The sequence below is a fragment of the Paenibacillus macquariensis genome (assembly GCF_900156375.1).
In the GTDB taxonomy this organism is placed as follows: Bacteria; Bacillota; Bacilli; order Paenibacillales; family Paenibacillaceae; genus Paenibacillus_AQ; species Paenibacillus_AQ macquariensis.
On sequence record NZ_FTNK01000033.1, the window covers coordinates 1 to 26,212 of the forward strand.

General features: G+C 36.5%; 19 protein-coding genes and 4 pseudogenes. 19 read left to right on the forward strand and 4 right to left on the reverse strand.

What is annotated here, in order from left to right:
• The 14 genes and pseudogenes from BW961_RS27590 to BW961_RS27645 all read left to right on the forward strand — a co-directional run.
• Nucleotides 1–342, forward strand: a pseudogene (locus tag BW961_RS27590) (phosphotransferase enzyme family protein); the annotation flags it as partial.
• A gap of 354 nt (nt 343–696) precedes the next feature.
• Nucleotides 697–1,095, forward strand: a complete 399-nt coding sequence (locus BW961_RS27595; protein ID WP_068590927.1) for a hypothetical protein — start codon at nt 697–699, stop codon at nt 1,093–1,095.
• 230 nt (nt 1,096–1,325) lie between these two features.
• Nucleotides 1,326–1,649: a hypothetical protein gene (locus BW961_RS27600; RefSeq protein ID WP_068590925.1), complete on the forward strand. Its 324-nt coding sequence runs from the start codon at nt 1,326–1,328 to the stop codon at nt 1,647–1,649.
• A 240-nt stretch (nt 1,650–1,889) separates the two neighbouring features.
• The gene (locus BW961_RS27605; RefSeq protein WP_068590923.1) at nt 1,890–2,531 is read left to right on the forward strand and encodes a hypothetical protein; all 642 of its coding nucleotides are present in this window, start codon (nt 1,890–1,892) and stop codon (nt 2,529–2,531) included.
• A 263-nt stretch (nt 2,532–2,794) separates the two neighbouring features.
• Nucleotides 2,795–3,643, forward strand: a complete 849-nt coding sequence (gene pheA, locus BW961_RS27610; protein WP_068590921.1) for a prephenate dehydratase — start codon at nt 2,795–2,797, stop codon at nt 3,641–3,643.
• Between the two features lie 126 nt (nt 3,644–3,769).
• On the forward strand, nt 3,770–3,946 hold the full coding sequence (locus BW961_RS30965; RefSeq protein ID WP_211269787.1) for a hypothetical protein: 177 nt from the start codon (nt 3,770–3,772) through the stop codon (nt 3,944–3,946).
• Nucleotides 3,928–4,494 (forward strand): reverse transcriptase domain-containing protein, encoded by a 567-nt coding sequence (locus tag BW961_RS30970; protein ID WP_068590919.1) that lies wholly within the window; start codon nt 3,928–3,930, stop codon nt 4,492–4,494. The genes BW961_RS30965 and BW961_RS30970 overlap by 19 nt, the downstream gene beginning before the upstream one ends.
• 1,238 nt (nt 4,495–5,732) lie before the next feature.
• Nucleotides 5,733–6,329, forward strand: coding sequence for a chloramphenicol phosphotransferase CPT family protein (locus tag BW961_RS27620; RefSeq protein ID WP_068590917.1), 597 nt, complete (start codon nt 5,733–5,735; stop codon nt 6,327–6,329).
• A 190-nt stretch (nt 6,330–6,519) separates the two neighbouring features.
• Nucleotides 6,520–6,867 carry a DUF4181 domain-containing protein gene (locus tag BW961_RS27625; protein ID WP_068590916.1) on the forward strand — a complete coding sequence of 116 codons (348 nt, stop codon included), beginning with the start codon at nt 6,520–6,522 and terminating at the stop codon, nt 6,865–6,867.
• Nucleotides 6,868–7,900: 1,033 nt separating this feature from the next.
• The gene (locus BW961_RS27630; protein ID WP_068590913.1) at nt 7,901–9,919 is read left to right on the forward strand and encodes an ATP-dependent nuclease; all 2,019 of its coding nucleotides are present in this window, start codon (nt 7,901–7,903) and stop codon (nt 9,917–9,919) included.
• Nucleotides 9,885–11,687 (forward strand): ATP-dependent helicase, encoded by a 1,803-nt coding sequence (locus tag BW961_RS27635; RefSeq protein WP_068590911.1) that lies wholly within the window; start codon nt 9,885–9,887, stop codon nt 11,685–11,687. The genes BW961_RS27630 and BW961_RS27635 overlap by 35 nt, the downstream gene beginning before the upstream one ends.
• Nucleotides 11,688–12,274: 587 nt before the next feature.
• A complete protein-coding gene (locus BW961_RS30780; RefSeq protein ID WP_169810347.1) occupies nt 12,275–12,415 on the forward strand; it encodes a hypothetical protein in 141 nt (46 codons plus the stop codon).
• A gap of 101 nt (nt 12,416–12,516) precedes the next feature.
• Nucleotides 12,517–13,743: an MBL fold metallo-hydrolase gene (locus BW961_RS27640; protein ID WP_068590909.1), complete on the forward strand. Its 1,227-nt coding sequence runs from the start codon at nt 12,517–12,519 to the stop codon at nt 13,741–13,743.
• An 836-nt stretch (nt 13,744–14,579) separates the two neighbouring features.
• Nucleotides 14,580–14,936 (forward strand): winged helix-turn-helix transcriptional regulator, encoded by a 357-nt coding sequence (locus tag BW961_RS27645; RefSeq protein ID WP_068590907.1) that lies wholly within the window; start codon nt 14,580–14,582, stop codon nt 14,934–14,936.
• An 83-nt stretch (nt 14,937–15,019) separates the two neighbouring features.
• Here BW961_RS27645 and BW961_RS27650 read toward each other — a convergent pair whose 3' ends face one another.
• Complete coding sequence (locus tag BW961_RS27650; protein WP_068590904.1) at nt 15,020–15,583, reverse strand: NAD(P)H-dependent oxidoreductase; 564 nt, start codon at nt 15,581–15,583, stop codon at nt 15,020–15,022.
• A gap of 1,048 nt (nt 15,584–16,631) precedes the next feature.
• Between BW961_RS27650 and BW961_RS27655 the strand changes: the two genes are divergently transcribed.
• Both BW961_RS27655 and BW961_RS27670 read left to right on the forward strand, forming a co-directional pair.
• Complete coding sequence (locus BW961_RS27655; protein ID WP_068590902.1) at nt 16,632–17,435, forward strand: hypothetical protein; 804 nt, start codon at nt 16,632–16,634, stop codon at nt 17,433–17,435.
• Between the two features lie 1,671 nt (nt 17,436–19,106).
• Nucleotides 19,107–19,334 (forward strand): annotated as a pseudogene (locus BW961_RS27670) (heteromeric transposase endonuclease subunit TnsA); the annotation flags it as partial.
• A 232-nt stretch (nt 19,335–19,566) separates the two neighbouring features.
• Here BW961_RS27670 and BW961_RS27675 read toward each other — a convergent pair.
• Both BW961_RS27675 and BW961_RS27680 read right to left on the reverse strand, forming a co-directional pair.
• A complete protein-coding gene (locus BW961_RS27675; RefSeq protein WP_068590895.1) occupies nt 19,567–20,760 on the reverse strand; it encodes a winged helix-turn-helix domain-containing protein in 1,194 nt (397 codons plus the stop codon).
• Between the two features lie 229 nt (nt 20,761–20,989).
• A complete protein-coding gene (locus BW961_RS27680) occupies nt 20,990–21,457 on the reverse strand; it encodes a DinB family protein (RefSeq protein WP_044878675.1) in 468 nt (155 codons plus the stop codon).
• A 142-nt stretch (nt 21,458–21,599) separates the two neighbouring features.
• Here BW961_RS27680 and BW961_RS29665 point away from each other — a divergent pair.
• The 3 genes and pseudogenes from BW961_RS29665 (at nt 21,600) to BW961_RS27695 (ending at nt 25,689) form a co-directional block, all read left to right on the forward strand.
• Nucleotides 21,600–22,347 (forward strand): annotated as a pseudogene (locus BW961_RS29665) (aminoglycoside adenylyltransferase family protein).
• Between the two features lie 916 nt (nt 22,348–23,263).
• Nucleotides 23,264–23,500, forward strand: a complete 237-nt coding sequence (locus BW961_RS30150) for a hypothetical protein (protein ID WP_156510171.1) — start codon at nt 23,264–23,266, stop codon at nt 23,498–23,500.
• A gap of 278 nt (nt 23,501–23,778) precedes the next feature.
• The gene (locus BW961_RS27695) at nt 23,779–25,689 is read left to right on the forward strand and encodes a hypothetical protein (RefSeq protein ID WP_068590893.1); all 1,911 of its coding nucleotides are present in this window, start codon (nt 23,779–23,781) and stop codon (nt 25,687–25,689) included.
• Between the two features lie 171 nt (nt 25,690–25,860).
• Here BW961_RS27695 and BW961_RS31440 read toward each other — a convergent pair.
• Nucleotides 25,861–26,025: pseudogene (locus tag BW961_RS31440) on the reverse strand (IS6 family transposase); the annotation flags it as partial.
• Between the last annotated feature and the right edge of the window lie 187 nt (nt 26,026–26,212).

The window sequence follows — 26,212 nt, forward strand, 5'->3', positions numbered from 1 at the left end:
CAAGCTAATATTATATTTCATGATGGATATCCGCACCCTATCGACTTTGGAAGATGTGGGTTTGGGTACTTCCTTTATGATATAGCACATACTATTTTGGGGCTTTATCCCTCGCAAAGGGAGTTGGTAATAAAAGGTTACGAGAGTAATAGAAAACTAGTAGGTGACTGGCTTCCAGCATTGGAAAGTTTTACTGTAATGGTAATGATCGAAAACTATTGTCACCATGCTCTTGATCCAAGGGAAACCGAAGGGCTAAAAGAAGAGCAGCCTTATGCACAAGCTATAATAAAACATTATCTAATGGGTACGCCATTTCTTTTTAATTCAATAGAGGTTTAAGAAATAATTATTAATTATCTTTAATATCCAATATAATCCCTAATGGTTGTTCAACTAACGGGCAGGATAACGTAACAAAATGCTTTTATATACGTTTAATGTTATAAGAGGTGAACACAATGATAGGTATTTCAGATACTCTTGGCAGCATCGAAGATATCCATTGCATCTAGAGTCCACAGATCTGATGACAACGGAAGTCGAAGATGATGAATAGCTTCGTCTATCACTCTACGAAGGGAGATTAAGCGAACTCGCTTATCTAGCTTAATGAGAGGGAAATGCGAGTGCGTGGATTAGGAGTTAGATGAAATTGCCTAATAGCTGATAAAAACCAAGACCAGGAGGACATATATGTGGATATCATATGAAGAAAAAAGAAACCATCCTCCTGATTTCCGTGTGAGATATAGATTTTTGACTATAGATGAGGGTGGTAGGAACGAGCTCCCATATCAAGGATATAGAAGTGATTTTGCAATAGAAGCAGATTTCAATAGATCATTTATTGATTTAAGAATTATTCACCCAGAGTTTGAAGAAGAGAATGGAAAGCTAATTCTAGAAGAAACAATTAAAATTCATAATTCAGGAACAGCAAGGATGTGGATTTTATTTCCTAAATCAAGAGTACGACATAGAAATGAATTAGTAATCGGGATGAAAGGTTATTTCATGGAAGGCAATAAGAAGGTAGCAGAAGCTGAGATTATTGAAATCATAGGTTTACATACAAACCCAAGCATTGAGTAAGGACTTGATGGTATCGCAAAGAAGAGGCAACATCATCTAACAATACATTCCTACATCGTCGCATACGCTCCTCGGTCGCCAAGATGATTTTCAGAGAAGTGAACTCAGGCGACACATCCAACCGGCTAAGTCTGACGACCCGTTCCCTTCGGTCACTTAAGCCGCTTGAACGTCAGGAATGCGGAAACGTTATATGAAATCTGTTAAAGAAGAATTAAAGGAGTGAAGACATGAAGGACCAACAAAAAAAGGGTCGGGTAGTGTTCTTTATAACAGTTGTCTGTTTTTTTGTATTTTTTTATAGTACTACAGGTATAGAAAATTATAAGGAAAATAAAAAAATAACGCTCCTAGTAAACGGATCCGAACAATTAACTAGAGAGGAGATTCGAAAAACTAAAGTTAATAGTGTTACTTATGGGTTCTGGGATGGAGAATATCGTGATGAGAAGGGAGACTTAAAAACTTATATATTAATTAAGCAGAGGTCACAAGAAGTGTTATTAAGATCAAATAGTATAGAAGACATTGTTGAATACATGAATGAATATTGAAATCTTATAAGTAATTCAAAGGAGCCACAGACTTCATATAACAAAGCATTTCTACTTCGTCGCTTACGCTCCTTGGTCGCCAAGAGGGATATCTAAGAAGCTTATTCAGGCGACACATTCAACTGGCTAAGTCTGACGACCCGGTGCTACGCACCTTAAGCCATTTGAACGTCAGAAATGCGCGAACGTTATGTGAAATTACCGAAAAGAGGAATTATTAAGCATATACAGGAGGTCACTTTGAAAAGACTACTATTGGTCATTGCTTTATTACTAATTTGTTTATGTACCTATCTCGGATATTTATATTTAAGAGAAGATGATTCTAGCAAATCCATTGTAGAGGCTATTGAAAAGGCTAGAGGAGATAATTACGTCAATTACATTATTCATCAGCAGCCAGTTAATAATGGTATGATGGTTTTCTTTTTAAGAAATTTTAATGATGGACAAATACAAGTTTTATCAGGGTTTGTAAAGAAAACTCGGCAAGGTTGGAAGTGGAGCTATGGAGGATCTTTTGGCGCAACCAATGTTAGATTAGATTTATCACCGGAAGAAGCAAAGGGAGAGTCATTTTATAGTTCTTATTTTCCAAGTACTACAGGGACTGAATATGACTCGCCATTTCCAATGATTTATGGAGTTATCCTAAACCCTGATATATCGAGAATTGTTGTAAGAGACTATATAACCGGACTTGAGAGACAGACAGATGTTGTAGAAATCAATAAGCATTTCAAATTGTTTTATGTATTGATCGATGATGCACAGGGTAAAAAGTTCGATATCATTGCATACGATCATGATGGCGGAATATTACGCACGGAGACAATTGATCAAGGATTACAAGCGCAATCTGGTACAAGCACAGTTAAATGAGGGTATTTCATAGAAGTCGGTAACATCACATAACAATGTTTTTCAGCATCGTCGCTGACGCTCCTTGGTCGCCAAGAGGGATTTTCTGAGAAGTGGATTCAGGCGACACATCCAACCGACTAAGTGGCAGAGCCACCCGGTCAAGAATGATCGCTTCGCTTGTTTATTCAGACAACTTAAGCCGTTTGGACGTCAGAAATACGCAACGTTATCAGAAATCGTGTGAAAGAAAAATTGATTAAGGTCGAAGGAGATAGAATAATATGAAAGTAGCTTATCTAGGACCAGAGGGAACATTCTCAGAAGAAGCGGCTATACAATATTTCAATGAAGATGAAGTAGAATACTTTATGTACGATACAATACCAGATGTAATTGAAGCAGTTGGAGAATATAGAGTGGATAAAGCAATTGTTCCATTAGAGAACACAATTGAAGGTACAATTAATATGACAATTGATTCGTTAATCTCCTTTGATAAGTTGCTTATTGAAGGAGAATACACATTGCCCGTTTCTTTACATCTGCTTGCGAACAAGGATACGTATCTCTCTGAAATTAAAGAAGTATGGTCAATTTCTCCAATACTAACTCAATGTAGAAAATACATAAAAAAACGTAGTGTTAAGAGCTTACAGTACGATAGTTCCGCATCAGCGGCTACAACATTAAAAAATAGTGAAAGAACTGATGTAGCAGCAATTGGTTCGAGATCATTGGCAAATATATTGAGCCTAAATATAATTGATTGGAATATCCAAGACAATTTGGACAACGAAACCCGATTTATTATTATCAGTAACAATATAATTACTGAAATAGATTCAATGAAAACTATGTTTGTAATTACACCAGGCAAAGATCAATCAGGGGTATTGTCTTCAATATTGAATGTATTTACCGCTCTTGCAATAAATTTATCATGGATTGAATCACGTCCAACTGCAAGGAAATTAGGAGTCTATAGATTTTTTCTAGAAGCAAATAGTAACTGTAGCACAATGACGATTGAAAGGGCAGTTACTATATTAGAGACATTAGGGCATGAAGTTCGAATAATAGGGAGATATAATGCATTTGAAAGTAAGTCAATGAAGTCACACGACATCTGATAACAAAGCATCTGCGCTGCGGGGCATTCGCCCCTTGGTTGTCAGGTGTGTAATCATGGAAGTAATCTCAGACAACACACGACCCTGCCTAAGATAAGAGCTATCTAAGGCAGGGTCGCGTCGCAGATGCGGAAACGTTATAGGAAATCAGCAAAAAAAGAAAAAGTGAAAGGAACAGATCAAATGAATCATCAATATAATTTACAATTTGAAAAATTGTGTGACACATTAAAACTTGGTGAAATAATAAAAACACCAGAAATTATATCGGGAGGGCAGGTATCATGGAAAATGGAACCGTAGTTAAAAATGAAGAAGGAGTTCCCCAAGGAGGAAGTCTATCTCCGCTGTTAGCCAATATCTATCTGCACTACACCCTAGATCTATGGTTTACTAAAGCAGTGAAGAAACACTGTCAAGGTGAAGCCTACATCGTTCGGTATGCGGACGACTTTGTCGCATGTTTTCAATATAAACACGACGCTGAAATGTTCTACGAAGCCTTAGGCATCAGACTAGCAAAATTCAGTCTACAAGTGGCAGAAGAGAAAACAAAGATCCTGACATTCGGGCGATATGCAGAGCGAGATGTAAAGAAGGAAGCAGGTAGAAAGCCACAAACATTCGATTTTCTAGGATTCACACACTACTGCGGAAGAAGTAGAAAAGGACGATTTAAACTCAAGTGGAAGACATCAAGAAAGAAGTATCACACAAGAATCCAAGAGTTTAAAGAATGGATCCAAGAAAATCGGAAGCTATCACTAAGCGAGATCTGGAAAGCAGTGAACTTGAAACTCCGAGGACATTACCAATACTACGGGTCAGCGATAATTGGAACCAACTGTTAGCGTACAGAAAACATATCTTAAAACTTCTACATAAATGGCTTAATCGGCGAAGCCAACGTAGTAAACTTACGTGGGTAAAATTCAGTCAAATACTAAGATATTATCCTTTGGCAGAACCGAAATCGTTAATAAACCTAAACTCAGCGTTTGTGTAAAGAGGCTCATATGGGGAGCCGGATGCCTTAATTGGGCACGTCCGGTTCTGAGAGGGGCTGATTCTGTAAGGACTCAGTCTACTCACCCTTCGGGCCATTCGGCCCTCGGTCCGGCAGGAGTTAGATGAGGGTTCGGAGAAGTAATTGGCAGTAGCAGGGAAGCAGATTCAGCCGGACACATCCGCACCACCTAACCGCGTCGCGGCCGGCTCCTGGCGGAGCCTTAAGGTGGTGGGACGTCGTGAACACATTAACGTTAGCAGAAATTGACGGAGAGCAGGTGTAAACATTAAAGGATTTATACTACTCTTAATTCTGACGACAATTCTTACTCTGGTATTATTGAGTGCTTGCCATCAAGTAGACCAGAAGACTCCAAAACCAATGGTATTTGTTTAACCATACAGCAAGTCAATCTATTTATCAGTTAATTACCTCCTCGAAGAACGGTTTTCTGACGACTATCAGTAATACAGTTCCATAAGGTAAACAAATTTTTTTCTCATTGAGCTCCCATGAAAATAAAATTAGCTCAAAACCTGAAAAAGAGCAAAATAAAGTAGACCCAGAATAACACTTAAAAAAAAAGCTGAGCCTCGTGAGTAATCCATATAGAACTTGTAAGATCTTTAAAAAAAAGCAAAAACATCTTTGACAACAAACATAAAGGCAGGGCTGGTGCAACAACCAAAAAAGGATTAATCTCCCATGAGTGCTACCCATATAGGGCGCGACATTCTGTGATGCACCGTGGTGGTCGGAGTCAGACTAACGGTGGGGCTCTATGGCACCATAGCTTATCGACCTTCTTCGCCAGCCGTACAAACAGTATAGACAGAGGCATCCATTTTCATCCTCTGTGGTGCAGCGCTGCTCTTGCGCTGCATGTATGACTAACGGGACACGATTGCTGAATAAATACACGAAGGCAGCAGGTCAGTGTGATCGGCTGCCTTCGTTGACCTAACGGGCAGGATAATTCAATCGTTTCTCGAATATTTTATGAGTTGGATAATTTTATGAAATTTGTGAATATAACGTTATCTGAAAGATACGCAAATCTTATATGTGAGGGTGATTAGTTTGAAGCAAGGAATGATTGTGTTGTTGAACGGAACTTCAAGTTCAGGAAAGACCAGTATTTCTATTGAACTGGTAAATCAGAAAGAGATTCTTTTTCATCATTTATCAATAGATGATTTTTTTCATAGTTTCAATGAATTTATTGATAAAAAATTTCCGGATATTGAACCTACAAGAGAAGTAGATGATCATGTTGTCGCACAAATAATTTTTGATCCCATAGTCTCAATGTTCTATTCGACAGTTAAATTGTTTTCAGAAATGGGTTTGAATGTAATAGTAGATACCGTAATCGAGAATGACAAGTGGTTTGATGAGTGTCTTGATGTATTTTCTGATCAGCCTACATTATTTATAGGTGTAATATGCTCGAAAGAAGAACTCATAAGAAGAGAGCAAACAAGAGGCGATAGAAAGATTGGACTAGCAGCTTCACAGTTCAGCAAAGTATATTGCTTTAATGAATATGACCTTGAAGTAAATACTGAAGATTTGAATCCAATAGAATGTGCCGAAAAGATATTAAGTTTTATCAAGTCCGATAAGGATTACTCGGTATTTAAGAAATTAAGTAAAAGAAATGTTAGTGTTTCCTAGATGGCGTATCCATTAGATAACACCATAATCAAGCATCGGGGCTATCGCCCCTCGGTCTGCCTGAGGGATTTCGGAATTACGCTAACGGGACACGATAGTGGAATAGCGGTTGCTTTGGAAGCTTTTTTTTATTTGCTTAACTAACGGGCAGGTTTCTGAAATAAACTTCTATCTTATAAGGGGAGATTTAATGGGTGGTAAAATTGGACTAATATGTATACTCCTCGCCTTTTCTCATTTGATTTTAAGAATATGGCTTGTTGAAACTGAAAGAAAAGAACTTCCAGATGAGGGTAAGGAAGTTAGTATATGGGGAAAGATTATAATTGCACTCATTGGAATTATTACTTGCATTGTTATTATTATTGTAGATGGCTCAGAGGGTAAAGCAATGAAGTGGTTTTGGATGTTATTTATAATAACCGCAATGGGATTTCAGTCATTTATAGATTGGAAGTATCTAAAGGGTTCGAAAGAATATATTGCTTCACTTATTGTACTAATCATTGGTGTAACTTTAGTTTATTTTCTTTTCTAATGTTTAGTAGAAGTTCAAAATCGATGGTCGAGAAATCCCTCATCCATTAAGCTAACGGGACACGTTAGTTCAAAAAAGAGCGACAGTCTAGGACTTTATTTTCTTGTCCTTGGCTGTCGCTTGTTCAATTTCTAGGCTCAGTCTAAAACTTATTTTATGGAATCCGACGATATGACAATTCGAAAAGCTGCATGAAATATAGACATCCAGTCTAATACTTATTATTCGGTTCCTGACGGTTTTGCAATTCAGAAATCCGCATTGTATCAACAACTTCAGTCTAAAACTTTATTTTCTTTGTGCAGGAGAAAGGGAATGCAAAAGTAGAAAAAATAAAGTTATTTATTTAATAACCCCTTCAGAAAATGTTCACAAAATTGATAAAAATATATTGAAATTTGTTTTCTTGAATTAAATTCCTTATATATACAAATGTTGAATATAATAGTGTCCATCATTCTTAGTAAGAAAAACTCAATGTTTTCCTGGGTTTAAGGGCTTGGACATATATCAAGGTAGCATAAGTGGCGGAATGCTAGAGTATGATACATCTATTGAATTTCAGCATGTGAAACTGTTTGACTGTGGTTAAGAATGGGTCATTTGGCAGGTTTGAGCGTTTTTATGTCGAAGACTTAAATAACATGTTGATTAATGGTACGAACAAGTGAGGTTTTTACTAATGGAAATGACAATGACCATTGATGAAGTGTAACTTATGAATCCAAGCTATTCTTCTTAGATGAGAGAGAACGGTATGAACAATAAGCGAGAGTATCAAGAGATTATAGAAATAACCCTTATCAATACCCGGAGAGATTTGAATGGGAATATGATATCCGAAGTGGGTATCAATGTTGGAAATGTAAGCAAACTATGAACATATTTTGATATTTATTCCGGCGTTCGAGAGTGAAATGAGAGAATAATATCCCTTTTAGGCAAAGTAGAGTTCCGTGGATCATAAGATGGTTTCAATGCTGTGACGTATTTTTTTGCTAATTCAAAATAAGTTTAGAAAAGAGATGGAACTATGAAAGCCCCGTATATTTCAAGAGTTAAAATATCCAATTATCGTAATTATAATTTTGTAGATGTTCAACTTAATGATAAACAGGTGATAATTGGCGAAAATAATGTTGGTAAAACAAACTTTCTTAGAGCAATCCAATTAATTCTCGATCCTAACCTAAGTGACCAAGATAGATATTTAGAAGAGACGGATTTCTATAACGGTTTGGAATCACCTATGAAAAACGGGGAGATTATTGAAATTATTATTGAACTTAAACGCTTTAGTCACAACAAAAATCTTCTTTGTCAGTTAAGTGATGCTACTATTACAACGAGTCCTGATACGATGAGACTTACATATCGCTATTTTCCTAGAGTTCGAGAAGATGGAACTATAGAAAATTATAATTATAAGATATTTAAGGGTAACAATGAAGATATTGAATTCACTCATTTAGACCGAAAATATCTCAATATTAAAGTAATTAAAGCATTACGTGATGTCGAAGCTGAAATAAAGAATTCAAGAAAGTCACCTTTAAGTGTTTTACTTAAAGCATATGATATTGAAAAATCTAAATTAGAAGTAATTGCTAGTAATATAAAAGCACAAAATGACCAAGTATTAGCTTTAGGTGAATTAAAAGACCTAAATAAAAGAATGAATAATCGTTTTAAAGAATTCATCGTTTATGACTCGGATTCTATTGAGTTAGGTACAAATGAAGTTAATACAAATAGGATTTTAAATACACTAAAAGTACTTCTCGGTGGGAGGTCCGTTAGTGATACAAGTCTAGGGCTAACTAATATTCTTTACATTACGTTGATGCTGCTGGCCATTGAAGATAGAACCATTCCCACTTTTGTGAATTCCACTTTGTTCCAAGAGCTAAGAAGAAAAGATAAAACTGGTATCTTGGAAAAAGTATATGATTCAGATGAAGAAGATAACAATATACTAAAGTTTGGATTAAGTCCGGTGCTCGAAAGGGAACTTTATGAGTTTATGGATATTTACAATCCAATAGACGAAGGGGCAACTATCCTAGCCATAGAAGAACCTGAAGCGCATTTGCATCCTGCAATTCAACGAACAATTTACAAGGATGTTTTCAGTCGATCAACCAATTCCGTTTTAATGACGACTCATTCGACTCACATAGCTTCGATAACACCTCTACAATCAATTATGCATCTTTATAGAGGGAATAAGGGAGCGACAAAAGCACTTTCAAGCGCGGCCCTTTCCTTGGATGATGAAGATTATAACGATTTAGCGAGATATATTGATGCGAATCGAGGAGAAATTTATTTTGGAAAGGGTGTTCTACTTGTTGAAGGGATTACAGAAGAATATCTGGTCCCGGTATTTGCTGATATGATGGGAAAATCATTAGATTATAACGGTATCATTGTATGTAACATTAACTCAACTAATTTTTCACCATATATTAAACTCCTAGTACAGTTAGGAATCCCTTATGCTGTTATTACCGACGGAGACTACTATGAGATTATAGAAGAAGAAAGAGTATATCATCTTCTTAACAAAAATTCTGGAAATCCTATTGGTTATTTAGGGCTAGAGATTATAGAAAAAGTAATCCTTGAGAATAACATACTGACGTCTAAAGAAATCCCGGAAGAATCTGATGAAATAGATTGTGTATTTCGCAATAAAGGTTTCTTTACTGGATACTATACTGCTGAAGTAGATCTTATGGAAACATGCTACAAAAAAAAGGCGAGTAGAGATGTTATAATTCAAGTTTTTAATGAGCTAACATCAGGCGGAGCGCAGCAGAAACGAAATTTTGCGAAAAATCTTAAAGAAGGTGAGTTTGGGACTTGCTTACGTCAAATTGAATCATCCCATAGTAGAATCGGCAAAGGGAGATTTGCTCAGCGTCTGACGCAATATTGTACCCTAGATCATATTCCAGAACACATTAAAAATGCAATTGAGTTTATCTGCAAGAAAGTAGAGGAAGATGACTCAGATGAAGATGTACGAGAAGAAGCTCCGGCAAATTAAGGAAGACGAACAACAATATGATGCGTTTGGTTCACTTGATAATACAGTAGTACTTGCGGGGCCAGGAAGTGGAAAAACAACAGTTTTGACTTTGAAAATAATGATGCTTCTCTCGGAGGTTATTAAACCTCCGAGAGGATTGGCGTGTTTAACTTATAGTAATGAAGCAGCAAGGGAATTCAAAAAGCGTTTAAAGATCCTTGGTCATAAAGAAAGAGGGAATGTTTTCTTAGGTACAGTACATTCATTTTGTATAGCTGAAGTCATTACAAAGTTTGCGAATTTATTTCCAAAATACAATATCCCATTGCCTCTTAAGATAATACCTAATAGAAAGAAAAATCAATTGTTTCAACTAGTTAGAGAGGAACTGAACATTCCTGAAAGAGACTTGAGTATAACAGAGATGGATAGTGAACGTAGCATCAACATAAAGGGAAAATCAGAAGTGAATATACCATCGTTTGATCTCGCATTAAAGGCAGCAAACTTATATGAACAGAAACTTAGAATTGCAAATTATGTGGACTATACAGCAATCATACAGTACGCCACTCAGTTGATACAAAACGAAGAGTATGTCAGAAAAAGTTTAGAGGCTAAGTTTCCTTGGATTTTAATAGATGAATATCAGGACTTAGGTCGGCCTCTTCACGAAATGATTCTTTCAATGATTGATGGTACAAAGAGCCTCTTTTTTGCTGTGGGTGATCCTGATCAGTCTATCTATGGATTTAATGGTGCAGTTCCGGATTATTTATTGGAATTATCTCAGCTGCCAAGCATAAGAGAAATAAAACTCCAGACTAACTACCGAAGTAATCAAGATATTATAAATGCCTCTGAGATTGCATTAAGTCCAAGTGAGAGTCGTGATTACCGGGCCGGAACAAGGGGAGATGAAAGGGCCCAATTCAGCTTTAAAGTGTGTGAAAGGGATATGAATGATCAATATAATTATGTTGTTAATGAAGTAATCCCACAGAATATGGAACAGGGTGTACCCTTTGAAGAAATTGCAATTCTTGTGGCAAATAAATATCAGATAAAAGACCTTGGCGAAATATTTGATAGAGCTGGGATTCCTTATTATGCTGTCAAACATGAATTCGAACGTACTCACATTGTAACTTGGTTGGAGGATTGCGCTAATTGGTTAATTAATTCAGAACACATTGCTTTTGACTCGATATTCATATTTTGGAATAGTTTACTAACCCGCCACGGAATAGATGTTTCTGGTTCTAAAGTTATATTGGAAAAGAGAAAGCTATACGAATTATTGATGAGAAGTGTAGCTAACAGTGAGCAACTTGTCGATTGGATTCACTGGATGCTTAAAAATACAGGGTTGAGTAGGCTACTTGTAGGTACAGATATATACCCGGATGAACTTGAAAACCTAGATAATCTTATTAAGGTTACTAAAGAGGGGGTGTTTTCAGAATATTCCCTTCGCCAGTTTAGTCAATTAGGAAAACCAGTGAACCAAGTAACTATTAGCTCTCGGCATTCTTCAAAGGGATTGGAATTTGAAACAATTGTATTATTAGGAATGGAGGAAGGGAATTTTCCTAGTTATAGAAGTACAACTGAAAGAAAAATCAAAGAAGAACACCGCATTTTTTTTGTGTGCGTAAGTAGAGCTAAAAGTAGGTGTTATTTTGTTAGATCAAAAATGCAAAGTGGTTATTCTAAGAAGGCATCACGCTTTTGGACGGCCCTTTACGATTGGAACGTTCAACGTTTGAAGCATTATGAATCATAATAAATTATAAGCGAACAGAAAAATTGGAGAAGGTTATCGCCGCGCCCTGAATGCATAAACTGGAACGTGGAAGTCTCACGCTGTAAAATATCTATATTTATATTGGAGGTACACATGCATCTCATACAAGTAGACAAGATTTATAAAAGGAATTTATTTGAAAATCGAGAGAGTGATTACAATGACTATGATAGTTTTTTTCAGGACATCGTCACTAGTAGTTCTCTCGATGAACTTCTATATGAGCCCAATGATAGGAACGATAATTTCTGAATCAACTTAGTGGTAACGACCCCGATCTAATTGAAAAAGTATGTATCATTATATATTTAATTTTTGGTCAGCCATATAGTGTTGAGTGCTTTTCTGAGTAATTTAAAGCTTTATCTGTAATGGATTAGGGGAAGATTACGTATCAGGCTGGTGATGTTTTCACAATTCATAGCTTTATTGTATTGCTATTCCGACAATTATCTGTTCCATATGATATTAATATCCGTGAGACTAGGCGATGGGCGTATAAAGCAAAAGAAACGCAAATGTTTACTGATATGTTTGTACTAGATGATTGTAGGTGTATTTATGATATGATGCCAACTATAGATATGATAGATCATAGAATTAAAGATATGGATGCACAGGTATGTTACCGAATTGTTCTAGATGTATTAAATAAAAATCCCTATATATTCCATAATTATTTTATGGACATGCAGTTATGGGAATAAATCATCTGGATTTTGAGGAATACACATTTTGCAAGAGTAGATATTTTTTATGTAGAACTCATCTGATAAGAAGATATTTTTTTGAGGGGGAGAGTATTTAAGTGGAATTAAAATTCAAATATGAACCCGTTGGACAAGGTTTATTCTACAATGGAGTGATCAATAAGTCTGTTGTAGTTTATGATTGCGGGTCAACAAATCCAGAAAGTTTAAATGAATGTATTGATAATTTCAAAAAAGGAATAGATAAAGAGAAAATGAAAATTGATTTACTCATAATCTCACACTTTCACGAAGATCATATTAATGGATTACATAAATTATTAGATAAGGTTTCAGTTGATACAGTTGTTCTCCCATATATAGATGATATAGAAAAAGTTTATTTAATAGCTAAGGGTGAGTACGGAAAAACTACGGAGACGTTTAGGTTATTAATTGATCCAGTACAATACTTTCTTCCGAAAGGAGGAAAAGGGAAGGCAAAGAGACTGATTTTCATAAGCCCTGGTGACGCTAATGATTTTGAAGGGGATCTTCAAAACCAATCAGATAGTCTTAACGTAGAGGGTTTTAATATTAGTAATATGGAGAGAGACGAAGAATTGTATGGAAAATTAATTAACGAAAAATATTATAGCAAAGAACTCAATAATGGTAGTTTAAAAATATTAAAGCACAATCGTTCTGCTATTTTAGACGGGAGATGGGAGTTTAAGTTTTTCAACCTTAGGGTTGAGAATAGCGAACTTGAAAAATTCAGAAAAAGGGTTAGAAAAGTAGTGGATCTTAAAGATAAAGAGAAGTTGAAGGAACAGTTAAGAAGTAAAGATGTTATCGAGTTTATTAAGATCTGTTATACTAATTGCTTAAATAAACGTGCAAGTAAATTTAATGATACATCTCTTGTAGTTTTTCATGCTCCTTTAAGGGGGACATATTCTATGGAAACGGAAGTTATAGGCTATAACTCGTGGTATGAGTATACGCCATATACATTCGGGCTGAATAATTTTAATGGGCAAATGCTTCTTGGAGATATTTCTTTAAGTAGTACTCATAACTATAATGAGTGGAAGAAGCATTACTTTTCAGATTTGAAAAAAATCAGTGTGATGCTTCTTCCACATCATGGATCAAAGCATAATTGGAATTCTCAAATAATTTATGATTGCCCTTATTGTTCTTTTATTTCTTCTTCAGGATTTTCAAATAAATACGGACATCCAAGTCTTGAAGTAGTGAGTGAGTTAATAAGAAATTTTAGAGCTTTCTATAATAATAACGAGTTGTTGGGCTGGGAATGTTACTTGACTGAGAATTATTAAATAGGGTTTTACCTATGAACTGCAACGGATTTTCACCATATTCTATGCTATGGAAAATGTAATATTATTGTGGTTAGGATGAAGTTTATAATTATATTTTATTTAGAATCAAGACTAATCATGATTAGGTAAATAATCAACGATTTAGTATACTAATTAATATATGTTTTTTTATTAATGAAGTAATGCAGAACACAATTTTTTCTGTTTTTTTATGACGATTTTAAATAATTTCAATAAAATCAACATTTTCAGAACACAACTTTAATACCAAATATCATCATTTGTTCAGAGACATTAATGTTGGTAACTGAACATTAATGTTAGTAACTAAGACATAAAGTTGGTAACTATGGTTTAATGTTGGTAACTGATGACTCATTACAATTAAGTACTGTTCTTTTCTAAATGTTTCAATAAATTGTTGTTATTATAGGATGCTCCCTCGTGGCACCACATTATTTAAAAAAGCCTCAATGAATAATATTCATTGGGGCTTTTTTAATGCACACGGATGATCGATGAAATTAGCTGAGTTCAATAAGTTATTGTTTAAATGAAACAAAGTTGCATACTAATTTGCATTCCATTAAAACTTTCCCCCTAGCCGAACGATGTTCAGGTCCAATGCCTGAACATCGCTCGGCTTTTCTTTTTCCCAGGCTCTCATTCCACGAAGTGTAAAAGTACAAATAAGTTGGTCCTAATGTATTTGACCGAGAACGGCATTAAGCTAACGGGCAGGTTAACTTAATAATCCTCTTATTTAGAAATATGATACAATACCCCATAAAGGATGTTTATATCACATACTTATCAAAAGGAGAGTGTTACTTGTGAGCGAAACCTGTGTTCCGACAGGCGTAATACTAAAAGACTCTGGCTTTGGGTATACGTTGTCCTTAATTGGTGGTAAATATAAGATGATCATTATGTATTGGCTGTCTGAAAATAAGGTTGTGCGGTTTAATGAGTTGAAGCGATGTATAGGTACCATATCCTTTAAAACGTTAAGTATCATGTTAAAAGAGCTGGAAGCAGATGACCTTATCATACGTAAGGAATTTCCACAAGTACCTCCAAAAGTTGAATATTCGTTATCTGAACGTGGTCTTTCTCTCATTCCATTGTTAAATATGATGTGCGATTGGGGAGAGAAAAACAGTTCGAATCTGGAGGGTGTACAGCGGTAGACATAGCTTTTTTTATTTCAAAAGAAGTATCTCCTAAACAAGGAAATACTTCTATTTTTATAACAGCTTTAATAAAGCTAACTTTAAAGGTTGTCAACAAAATTCAAATAATTTAGGGAGCTTTTTACCATTTGGCTTGCAGAAGGTTCCTTTTCTGTACCAGGCACATTTTCACCAGGCTCATTTTCCGTACCATAATACGCAAAGAACGAACGATAATTTGCATTGCAGTATAGGAAAGTAGATTCAAAAGGAGATAATAAATGTTCAAGTGTATAGCCGTATCTTCCCTCTTCACTATAATCTTCTATTTTAATACCAGCAGATACTGCTAAAGCAACTTTGCGATTCTTTAAATTATCGCCTCCATTTGAACCATATGCCCACCCATAAGTTAAAACATCATCAAGCCATTTTTTAAGGAGAGGGGGACAATTAAACCAATATATAGGGAACTGCAAAACAAGATTGTCATGCGATTCAACCAATTTTTGCTCATTTTTCACGTCAATGTTTCCATCAGGGTATACCTCATGTAATTCGTGAACAGTATACTTTTCTGGATATTTTTTGAGTTCTTCTACCCATTGTTTATTTATGACGGATGTTTCTATGCTTGGGTGTGCTACGATAACAAGAGTTCTCAAAGATTTGTCCTCCTTAATTCTTATTTATTTCTCTTTTTGAGTATAAAGATTGCACTGTAAATATGTAAGTACGCACTTTTAGTACAGGTACTGTCATAAAGGTGAGTGTCAACCGAGCTTAAATACTAAATGTTATTAATATCGTACTATGATTATTAGACACCCATGAAAGAACGGAATTGCTTCGAAGACTAGAGGGTTTATTTCATTAAAATCATTAAACTAACGGGAAATGATAGCTCAATACAGACAGATATTACTAATATTTAGTTTTAACTAAAAAGAACAATAATTAAAATGTCGGCCAACTCCAGTAATTCCATAACCAACTATAGTTGCCCGTTAGCGTACGCTTCTATGGCTAACCCACAAAAAGATCAAATTGGATGACCCCGAAAAATGAAGTGAATCGAAGAAAAACCGTGTTTGGCTTGTTGGCCAAAACACGGTTTTTTTCATTGTTCCACGGAACGCTAATCGGCTGTCACGGTCCAATTCGGCTGAATTTGGAGATCCGGAAGCCAGACATGTTCACAAAATTAAGGTTTTTGTACATATGTCGCCGCAGAACATCTCTTTGAGCACGCTGCTGGCTTTTTAACATTGATTACTTCGGGCCCTCTTTTTGGCAAAGATACTCCTCCCTGAAATTACAAAAATTGTCGAAAAAATATTTTTTTTGTAAAATCCATAACTTTATACTTGGACAAGGCGTTCTATATTATAATCAGATACATTTAATTGATAAAATGTATCTGATTTAAATGTATTTAGGATTAAATGTATCTAAATAAACTTAAGAGAAAGGAAAGTGAAAAAATGAAGTTGAAGTTCAAGTCTAGCTTTACCGCTCATCAATAGTTAATCTGTCTTGCGGTTACCGCAAACATCATATCTTCCAGATGTTCCTTTAATAGATGCATATTAGTGAGATATTCGACATGTAAAACCGCGATATTTCCAATATTTTCAAATTTTTAGTGAATCCCTTAATTTGTTAATTTATAATTTATTTGAGATTAAATACATTCTTCAGGAGGTTTTTTTTGTGATTAAAAAAATGTTATCATCTTTAATTGTTGTTACACTCATTGTTACAGGAAGCTCTGCTGCTTATGCTTCGCCAGATGAAAGTGCCAAAGTTCCCACTACACAAACTACTTCTATCAGCAAAGATTTGTATACTGTTGATGGAGATTTCCTTGGTAGTTTGAACAAAACCACAACTATAGAACAAGTAACTGATGAAAACGGTAAACCTTCGTATACCTCTACTGTGACTAAGGATTACGAACTAGCAGAAGAATATGCAGCTATTCCTGCATATACAGAAAAATTCGCAGATTCAACCAAAATTACAACCTTTTCTGTTACTGAAGAAAATGAAGTATTAGTAAATGGTGAAGTGATCTCAGAAGAAGTAAATGATTTCCCTATATCCACACTAAGCCAAGCCGGTGGTCCTCCTACAATTTCACATTATTATAGCAACAGTGATGATACTAGATTTACCTTTGCTACATATAGTGGTGTATCTTTTAAATTTGATCATGGGGTATATCTTGGTCCTACTGGAAGCCATGCTTCCAGAGACAACATAACAAGGAGCAATTCTAGATTCTATGATGCTAAAGCAGCTATGGATTCTGCTGAAACTAATGTTCGTGACACTTATCTAAGGGCGTCAGCGTTTTCGGTCGCGGCTGTTCTTGCATTTTTCTCTATGGGTACTGTACTTGGATTTTTACCTGCTGGAGGTGCACTTGGATTTGCTGCAGTAGAGCTTTACAATTCCTTTAACGATCTTCAAGATGATGTTGGAGATGCCTATTATGCTGTCTCGCGTATGTAACTAATATACGTAATTAATTCAGATCTTTAGATTTTTCCATGCATTTGATAAAAATTAAAGACAATAAAGGAACCTACTACTCCATTTTATTTTGGTAAAGAGGTTCCTTTATTTTGTTTATGGAGTTATTGTTATGAATAGCACAAATAATACAAGGGGCGTGATTTTATTAACTGGACAGTATTTGTAGGCTTGGGTTTATATATTTACATTGTTATATTAGTGAGTTTCCGGTTGATAAAAAAAGAGACAACAAAACACCATATATCGAACATAGTACTCATAATGGTCTCTATTATTTGCATATTCACGATAGATTCAGTAAATATATTTAGACCGATAATTATGCTGGTTACGTTTGTGATTTTAGTTATATATGTATCTATTTTAATTTTTAAAAAAAACTACGACTGACGTTCGGGAATATATCGATAAACACTATGAATAGCAGTAGCCGGCCTTGAGGACCGACTGCTTCTCGTTACGTTAACTAGCAGGTTACTTCAATCATTTCTCGAATTCCTTTTTGAGAAGGTATATGTACGAATTTCGTGTATATCACGTTATATGGAATTACTGCGATATAATAATAATAAACAACTGTGGGAGCGGTATAAATATGTTTGAAAATTTGAATTCAGACCAGGAGTACCTCCTGAGTTGTTACGATGACAACAAACGCAATAGGAATAGTTTAAGCAATACTGAAGTTTGTTGAACATGACTGTAAGGAGTGTTTTTATGGATCAGTGCCAGCGCTAGAGTATGCTCTGATATAATGTGCTTACTGAATGAACGATTGATTAGAACTGTATTGATCATATATAATTATTAACAATTCTTTTTTTGAGAATAATTTGTGCCAATTCTTAATACAGAAAATAACGATTTGTGCGAAGAATAGTTACAAACTGAGCTGTTGCACAATGGCATTAGAGAGAAGTATTCTGAGAAAAAACAAGATTGAAGATAAATCGGTAGATAAAATCAGCTCAAATCTTGAATATGCTAACTTTGATTCGAAAGAGGAATTCATTGAAGTCACTCAGGGGACTATGAACAAATTCTCCTTTTACGTTAAACATAAAAAACTATATAAATTGATAAATGGAAGTGATAAGAGTCTTAGCGAAATAAATTTCAAATATTATTTGGATTTTATCTAGAAATTTACTTAAAGGGTTTTGATCTCGATATTTCTCCAGAAGTAGATACTGGAAGAGGGAGTCTTGATTTTAAATTAGCTGCGAAAAAAATATAAAGCAGTGATTGAATTTAAAATGGATACTAACTGTAATTTGAATAAAGGAATAGAGTATCAATTGCCGCTTTATCAGCATGTGACCGAGGTGGATTATGGAGTTTATTCGATAGTTTGTAATGAAGATAACTCATATAATAAAAATGACTATTTTCGTGAAAAAGCAACCGAGAACCAAATGTATGGTGTGCTAATTGAATGTTTTTGTATAAATGCTAGAAAAAATAAAGAATCCGCTTCTAAAATTAAATCGTATGATGAGATGCTAATTGATTAACAGAGAGGCGCTACCTTTAATGTAAATGAGAAATAAGGGTGAATTATTGGTTACCAACATTAATGTAATTGAAAATATCGACAAATCACCTAAAATTACTTGAAAGTACGAGATTTCTCAGTTACCAACTTTAATGTCACTGAACACAAGAACATCTAAAATCGAAAAATGGATTAAAGAAGGTCGTGGCTCTGGAGTCGGTTCAGACTATAAACCGTGGTTAAATATTCAAGATGTTTCCTCTTTGGGAAGGTCTACTCGTCTAAAAGGGATTAAAACAAATAGGCAGCATGAATTTTTATCTGATTTGGAACGAAACTACTTTTATTTAACTGAATATTCAGATTTTGTTGTTGGTATTCCATGTAAAAGGCTTTGGATTGCTTGATTTTATTAAAGATGGTGTTAAGTAAAGTAATGTCGTTATGTATGGTGTAGGAGGCTGGAAAATTTTCGAGCTAACTGAATTGTAGTTTAATACATAGTAAATGAAGTTGCTACTCTTGTAGCAGCAACTACTTTACCGAATATAGATGACTGGGACAGGGCGTGCAGAAATCTCTCATTCAGGCAAGAGCAGAATACAGGAAATATCAGTTCATAGACTCTGCCGAAATTGTCTCACACCCGTTGAATATCGCAAACTTTTGGAAACAACTGTTCAAAGCTGTTCGCAATTGTGTTGTTTGCTTCACACCGTTCTCGTACCAGATGTTTTTAACAACGAGTGTTCCAGTTTTTCTCTCCGCGATAAACTCGGCTCGTCCAATGAAGCTCTCTCCATATAATAGAGGCAGCACATAATAGCCGAATTTTCGTTTGATTGCAGGCGTGTAAATCTCCCAGGTGTAATCAAAGTCAAACAATTCGTTGATAAGTTTTCTGTCCCATATGAAATTATCTAGCGGGGCAATAAGCTCGCAACGCAATTTCGGCTCCTGATTTTGCAGAACCGCTTCAATAAGCGGTAAATCATCCGCGAGGCAGTACAGCATATCCTTCATTTGCTCCACGGCAACAGCAACAATGCGAGCTTCGTGTAATAGCTGGCGGAAAACCTCTTTGCGCTGTGCAGCTTTCAGCCCCCATATATTCAACCATGCATCTGACGCACGATTCCATAAGAGACCAACCGAGCCGATTCGCCGTAGTACCCGCCACTTATGATGCTCAAGCTCATCTTCCAGCGGCTCTGATGCACTCAGCAGATTTGGCTGTATGTACTTCTTGGCTATATCGTAATATTTACGTGTTCCTTTTTTATGATGGATAATCAACTCACCCGTCGAATACATCTGTTCCAGCACTGATCGAGATGAATTGTTTCCACTGCTCCAGTGGATTACCGATTGCCAAGAGAAATCCCCATCCAACTTTAAATCATCCGAACTTAGTGCACCGTGATTTTGGATATGAGCCCGTACTTGCGCTGTCAACGCTTCCATTTCGGGATAGCGTTCGGCATGTTGTCGGGCGGCCTGCCTGTATCGCTCAAAATACGGCCAGTCCTCGACAGGAATAATGGCCAGGTTCTTGTCGGGATAATCGACAAGGCTTCTATCCTCATACAGCAAATCGGCGAGCATTCCCTTAGTAAATCCTTTGATTCGCGACTGTAACACCAATTCGGCGTTTTTTCCGCAAACATCGATGGGGTCGTATTGAATACAGCCAACCTGCCGAGCAAAGTCCAATACGCCCTGCTTCCCGCTAAATTTATATTCGTCCAAAAGTCCGTGTTTCAACAACAGAAATTGCCGTGCCTGGCGGTTTGTTAATTGGATCATGTGCGCACCTACCTCTAGTTTAGTTTTCTTATTATATTACAGAGGGGGATGGAGGGGAAAAGAAAAGCGAAGGCGTGAAGGGAAATTTGTTCACGTCCTCGCTGGGGTGTTTCGTGGACTTTTTATTGGCCGGCTCGAGTCCAGTGCAATACCGAACTCAAAACAATCAATCAGCCGCATAATAAAAACTCTAACTTTAAGTAATACTACCCAGGAGGGCATCTTTTCGTTATTGCATTTCTTTTGTTGGGCCCATCACAGGTGGTACTGGTAAGCCTGCTTGACGTAATAGCACCATCATTTGGCCGCGGTGATGTGTTTGGTGGTCAATTAAGAAACGTAATAATGCACCTTTTGTTGCAACACTCGCAATGCCTGTTTCTGTTAGCAAGTCCACATCTGATAACTTAGCTACCTCTTCCTTGACCGCCTCTGCTGCTTTTTCGTAAGCTGCTATAATTTCTCTTGCTGTCGCTGGAACTGGTTCATCTTGACCAATCATTGGTACAGTTAAACCTGCTAAATGACTAAAATAACCTGTTGTTTCTACTAAATGCCAGCTTAACCAACCAAGTGTACTATGCCCTTCCAAAATACTTTGTCCTAATTTGTCATCTGTTACGGCTTGTAATACTTGCAATGTCCCTTCCACAGCCACTGCCCATTCCTTTAAAAAATCATCCACTTGTCGATACATCCAAACTCCTCCTCTATCATTCACTTCTATTTTATTATACAAAATAGAAAGGAAAAATACAAACGTATGTTCTTGTTAAAAGTGTGTGCAAAAAACATCTGTAACCGCTAAACTTGAGAATACAAACAAATAGGTTAGTGAGATGAGCGATTTGAGTAACGAAAAAATACCAAAAAACAAGCGATGTAAGCATTAAAAATCGTAGAGGAGTTGCTTGGAAGTTCGATAGTCGGGGTATATCTATTTGGTTCTGCAGTAAATGGTGGCTTACACATTAATAGTGATGTAGATGTCCTAGTGATCGCGAATCATAGTTTACCTGAAGTAACTCGAAAAAAACTAACAGATAGACTAATGCTTATATCTGGAAAGATAGGAAAAGCAGATTCTGTGAGACCACTTGAAGTCACGATTATAAACCATAGCGATATTGTACCTTGGCGATAACTACCAAGAAATAAATTTACCTATGGTGAGTGGCTCAGGAGTGATTTTGAGAAAGGACAAATCTAGGAACCAACCTATGACCCTGATTTAGCTATTGTTTTAGCACAAGCGAGAAAGAATAGCATTTCTCTATTTGGTCCTGATGCTTCAGATATTTTTGACCCCAGAGTGATTAAGGAGTCTTTACCTGGGTTGATTGAGGGTATCAAAGGTGATGAGCGTAATGTGATTTTAACCTTGGCTCGAATGTGGCAAACAGTGTCTATCGATGAAATTTCTCTAAAAGATGTGGCTGCAGAATGGGCTTTATCTCGTCTGTCCAAAGAATATTCGACATTACTCAACTTAGCCAGAAAAGCATATCGATAAGTGGGAAGGACTGGATACCGAAGTCACTCGTTAATCATATGAAAAACTCTATAGAATCTTATCTTATCACTTAACTGAAATTTTATTCCTTTTAAGAGCGCGTTTGTTGAAGATCAACAGTAGAAAATAATCAAACTTTTTTATAAAAATTATACAATACTTTACAAAGAAAGGATCCATTTTGATCAATCATTTTTTCAAAACGGATTCTTTTTATTTATCATAAAATATGGGCTTGGGAGATGCTTTTACTCAAACTTTATTCAAAACCTACACATGTAGACAACAATTTAAGTCTGCCACTATCTCACAAAGTTCACCACTCATCACTTGAAGTTTGCCGCTGAGCCGACCGATTTTCAGGTTTTCCCCTGATTATCGCTCGGCTTTTTTCTCGCCCTTTTTCTCAGGTTCCCCTCAATCAAACTCCCCAAATCCCTTGCTATATCAGGCTTTCACTCGATTGTTCACTCTTCTTTCCCTTCAAACCCCAGCCCTTTTCCTTGTCTTTTCTCTTATTTTCAGCTCAAACTTATTTTTCTTTTTTTCTCTGATTTTCCTCAGATTATTTGATTTTCTCGGTGTTTTTATCAGGTTTCACATCAAAGTAAAATTGCTTTTTAGAATAGGAGAAAAGATAGGAGGAAGGCTGGGAAGCCTTGTGGGAGTGAGGAGGAGCGGGATTGAGCGTGAGTTGGGGTGAGTGGCAAACTCATTTGCATGGGGACACGTTTGCTTCCTTTCTACCAAGGCTCTCAACACCATTTTATAAATAAACAAAAAAAACCTTTTTGTAACATTGCTGTGACAATAGGTTGTTACTATGGTAGTGAAAGAAGGATACGATGGTTTATTCAAGTCATTTGTTTATTTATTTGTTTCTACCAATCAACATAATACTGTATTACTCGGTGAAAAATAGAAAGTTTAAAAACATCATTTTGTTAATAAATTCAATATGTTTTTATGCTTGGGGTGAGCCGGTGTGGATTGTCATATTACTATGCAGATTGGATGAAGCGAAAGACCAAATCAAACGGCGAGCTATACTCAGAAAATACTGTGGGCGCTTATGTCTCTTCTTTATCTACAGCACCAGCAAGACTTACAAGTATTGAGCTGCCAACAGTCAATATATTTGAGATTACTATATGGAGTATTGATGAGAAGTCCAGCCGCAACTCAAGCCAGCTACCCATTCCACACGTGCCGAAGCAGCTATGTTGATTACAGAATTGTTATCAAACAATAAAGAAGGAGTAGGGGCTGCTCAAAATCCATGAAATAGCCGATGAAACAGCGCTTCTCTTTAATTTTGCAAACGATCTCCTCGAAATGGATTGTCAATTTTTAGCGCCTGATGTTCCTCTGATTTGGATATTTTATTTATATATTGTCTTATTTATTAGGATAGTGTTACCTTACCGTAACACTGTCCTATGTTTCTTAAGTTATATTAAGACTCTATTCGACATCATCCTTTATAAACCATCGGAGGTAACACAATGAAAATAAAGAAAACATTATCCGTTGCACTATGTGTAGCAGCTGTCGCAACTTTCTCATCTCAAGCAATGGCCAGTCCGGTCGCAACACCAACCAGTTCAACAGTAGCAGCATCCACTAATCAAGTGGGACAAAAGTTTACACTAGCGGGTGTCCAAACGAACGCGAATACAGTATTGATGGCAACAAGAACGGTTGATCTCGATTTGGATGGAGTGAAAGACACTCTATATCTCATCGGCGACAAAAATGAATCTCCTGATTTCAGCAATATTAATATCATCGTTGTAAACGGCAAGACAAACAAAGTGTTAAATGCAGCTATTAAAGATTTCGGTGGTTTCAACGCTAAAATCAGCTATGTGAGTGATTTCAATAATGACCATGCACTTGATGTGATGATTACCGCTTACTCAGGTGGTAATAACGGGTCCACTAATGCTAGAATCGTAACCTTTAAGAACGCAGCGCCTTCCATTATTCTGGGCGGGGACTTGAAGGTTAAAGGTGAGCGGGCATTATTCCAAACACTAGAAGCGGTTGACGTGGATAATGATGGTGTGAATGAGCTGCTTGGAATTAGAACCATCCATGGCGAAGCTACTTCCGTGGTAAAAGGCTATGAAAAAGTATGGTTCGCATTCAAAGATGGCGAATTCAAATCTATCAAAACAGAAACTACCAAAGAAGATCCATATAAACAACCTGCACTTGGTGAACTGACTGTTGGTCAACCATTCGCATTGCAAGGTGTTAAGACAACAGATAAAACCGTTCTTATCAGAAAACAAGTTAACGATGTTAATAAAGACGGTGCCCAAGATAAAATATATCTCATCGGTGACAAAGCAGATGAGCTTGGCTATGTAAGTAACATTAACCTGGTCGTTGTCGATGGTAAAACAAACACAGTGAAAAATGCAAACATCAGTGGTTTCGATGGCTACAAACCGGAAATTCAATGGATCGGTGATTTCAACGGCGACAAAGCGAATGATGTAATGTTTACAGCATACTCTGGCGGTAACAACGGTACGACAGATGCGTACATAGTATCTTTCGCAGGCGATAAGGCACAATCACTTCTGAGTGTAAAACCAGTTGTTGGTGGTAAGCCAGCATTTTTCAATACTTTAGAGCAAGTGGATCTTAATAAAGATGGTGTATACGATCTGGTAGGTACAAAAAGACTTCATGGCGATGCTACTGCTACAATTCTAGGTGAGGAAAAAACAACATTCACCTTCAAAGACGGTGCTTTTAAGGTTGTAAACACAATAACAACTAAAACCGATGGCAAGACACCGACTGCAGCTACAACAGGCGCATTCACCGTTGGCAAAAGGTTTGAACTTAAGCAGATCCCAACAACAGCAAAAACTATCTTGCTAGCGAAACAACAGATGGATGTATCTGGTAATGGCGTTGCTGATGACGTCTTCCTGATTGGTAACAAGGATGCCGCAAATGGTGGTTTGGTTACGGATATCAACATCGTCGTTGTAGAAGGTAAAACTAAAAAAGTGATTAACGGTAATATCAAAGGCTTCATGGGGTACCAGCCCAAAATCAGCTTCATTGGAGATTTCAACGGAGATAAATCCAAAGATGTCATGATCAGCGTCTACTCTGGCGGTAACAGCGGCAGCACCAATGCTTACGTAGTATCCTTCAAAGACAGTGGTGTTAAAATTCTTCTTAACGAGTACGTTAAAGTGAATGGCAAACGCTCGCTCTACAATACAATGCTAGCCTCTGATGTAGATAAGAACGGAGTCTATGAGATTGTTGCAAAAAAAACTATTCATGGGGAAGCTACTTCCGTAGTTAAAGGCGAAGAAACCGCAGTTCTTGCTTACAAAAACGGAGCATTTCAGGTTCGTTCGACGACTGTAAAAAAATCTAAATAACCTTATAGTAAATACCGGTTTTGGTGCAACTATTTAAACTAATCAAAGATGCCTTATTGTGGTTTGACTATGCTGTCAAACCAAACAATTTATTGATTAATTCAACTTCGGAGAGGGCAGACGAATGATTGCATTCGACCTGCCCTTTCCTTATCATATGCATGACTTCGATTCCCGCCCAAACTCATGAACCCATCGCATGATCGTTGTATGAGCAATATGTAAACCTCGATCTTTCATCATCTCTACTAAATCGCGATAACGTAGACTATATTTCAAATACCATCTTGCCGTTAGCAAGATAACCTCTGATTCATACGTCTTCCACCTAAACAAATCTAATTGTTTCCAAAGTAAATGCCCTACTCGTGGATAGAGAAGCTTAGCGCGCGGCTGTTTGAACGGCTCACTCATTTCAGGGATACAATACAGCGACTTTTATAATTATTGCACCAGATCTGCATGATATCTATTAATCTATTTATTTAAACCAATGATCACAGATGCTTCAGTACACCATGGA